The 2,009-nt window shown below is 72.9% G+C and carries 2 protein-coding genes; both read right to left on the minus strand.

What is annotated here, in order from left to right:
* The coding region (locus L7D48_RS28415; RefSeq protein ID WP_237883913.1) for a glycoside hydrolase family 43 protein at nt 1-901 on the minus strand (901 nt) is incomplete at its 3' end.
* A 15-nt stretch (nt 902-916) separates the two neighbouring features.
* On the minus strand, nt 917-1,930 hold the full coding sequence (locus L7D48_RS28420; protein WP_237883916.1) for a LacI family DNA-binding transcriptional regulator: 1,014 nt from the start codon (nt 1,928-1,930) through the stop codon (nt 917-919).
* Between the last annotated feature and the right edge of the window lie 79 nt (nt 1,931-2,009).

Raw genomic sequence — 2,009 nt, forward strand, 5'->3', positions numbered from 1 at the left:
GGGGATGCCAGGCACCGCCGGGGGCCGCGTGGGTCTCGGGGACGGGCGCGACGACGGGCCAGCCGTCCTCGTCCCACTCCACGGGGGTCAGGAACGTCTCGCGGCCGAGCACGTGCACGTCGGGTGTGAAGCCGCGGGGGCGGACGCCGAGCAGCACCATCCACCAGCTCCCGTCGGGAGCCTCCACCAGGTCGGCGTGGCCGGTGTTCTGGATGGAACGGGCGGTACCGCTGTGGGACAGCAGGGGGTTGGCGGGTGCGCCCTCCCACGGGCCGCGCGGCGAGCGGCTACGGGCGACGGACACGCTGTGGCCGCGTTCCGTGCCGCCCTCCGCGATCAGCAGGTACCACCAGTCGCCGATGCGGTAGAGGTGCGGCGCCTCGGGGTACTTGAGGCCGCTGCCCGACCAGGTGGCGAAGGGACCCTCCAGCACCTCGCCCCCGACCGGGTCGATCCTGGCCAGGTTGATGCCGCCCTCGGGCCCGGAGAAGGCGCACCAGCAGGTGCCGTCCTCCTCCCACGCCAGGTCGGGGTCGATCCCGTGCAGGTCGATCCACACCGGGTCGCTCCACGGTCCTTCGGGCCGCTCGGCCGAGACGATGAAGTTGCCGCCGCCGTCGATGTTGGTGTTGACGACCCAGTAACGGCCGTCGTGGTGGCGGATGGTGGGGGCGTAGAGGCCGCCGGACGCCTTGGAGCCGGGCAGCGGCAGCGGCAGTTGCCCGGGCCGGTCGAGCACGTTGCCGATGTGCTCCCAGTGCACGAGGTCCTTGCTGTGGAAGAGCGGCAGTCCGGGGAAGTACTCGAAGCTGGAGCACACCAGGTAGTAGTCGTCACCGACCCGGCACACGCTCGGATCCGGGTGGAATCCGCTGATCACGGGGTTGTCGTAGGTATGCATGGAAACGCGTTCCCTTCAGGCGCTGGCGCGGACGATCAGCCGGGTGGGCAGGATCAGCGGGGTGGGGTCCTGCCCGCTGACGAGGGCGACGAGCATGCGCGCCATCTTCCGCCCGAGGGTCTGTACGGGCTGCTGGACGGTGGTGAGCGGCGGGTCGGCGACCTGGGCGACGGTCAGGTCGTCGAAACCGACCACGGCGACGTCGCCGGGGACCGTCCGGCCGGCCGTGCGCAGCGTGCGCAGCGCTCCCGCCCCCATGTTGTCGTTGGCGGCGAACACCCCGTCCAGTTCGGGGTGGTCCGTCAGCAGTGCGGCCATGGCGGCGGCACCGCTGGGTTCGGTGAAGTCCCCCTCCCGCGGCGGGAGGGGGGCGAGGCCGGCCGCCAGCATGGCGTCCTGGTAGCCGCGGTACCGGGCGCGCCCGACCCCGGTGTCCAGCCGCCCGCAGATCGTGGCCACGCGCGTGCGGCCGCGCGAGATCAGATACTCGGTCGCCTCGCGGGCCCCGCCGACGTTGTCGGCGTCCACGTACCACCGGGGAGCCGGACCGACCGGCCGGCCTCCGAAGACGACGGGCATCGCCGTCCCCTCGGCCATGCGGATCAGCGGGTCGTCCTCGCGCAGCGCCATCAGCATCACGCCGTCGGCACCCCTGGAACGGAGGAGTTCCCCCACCCGCCTGCGGCCCCGGTCGGAAGCGGCCAGACACAGCATCAGGTGCAGGTCGGCCTCCTCCAGAGCGCCCGACGCTCCCACGATCACCTGGGCGAAGAACGGGTCCGCGAAGATCGACGGGTCCTCTCCCGAGACGACCAGGGCGGCCACCCCCGTCCGGCGGGTGGCCAGCGCCCGGGCGGTCGTGTCGGGCACGTAGCCGAGCCGCCGGGCGGCCCGCTCGACCGCCTCGCGTTTGGCGCTGCTGACATGCGGGGCGTTGTTGAGGGCACGGGAGGCCACGGAACGGGACACGCCCGCGAGTTCGGCCACTTCGTCGAGCGTCGACCGCCGACGCGCCACATCCTTCGCCATGACCTCCGAGCCTCTCCCTGCCGACCGGACGGGAAGCGTCTCACCGCCGCCCCCCCCGTCTGCCACCCGCCCGATGGAG

This window comes from Streptomyces sp. ICN903 (genome assembly GCF_022015835.1).
In the GTDB taxonomy this organism is placed as follows: Bacteria; Actinomycetota; Actinomycetes; order Streptomycetales; family Streptomycetaceae; genus Streptomyces; species Streptomyces fenghuangensis.

Coding starts and splice junctions, on each gene's coding strand:
- L7D48_RS28420 (WP_237883916.1), bottom strand. CDS start 1,930: ATGGCGAAGGATGTGGCGCGTCGGCGGTCGACGCTCGACGAAGTGGCC.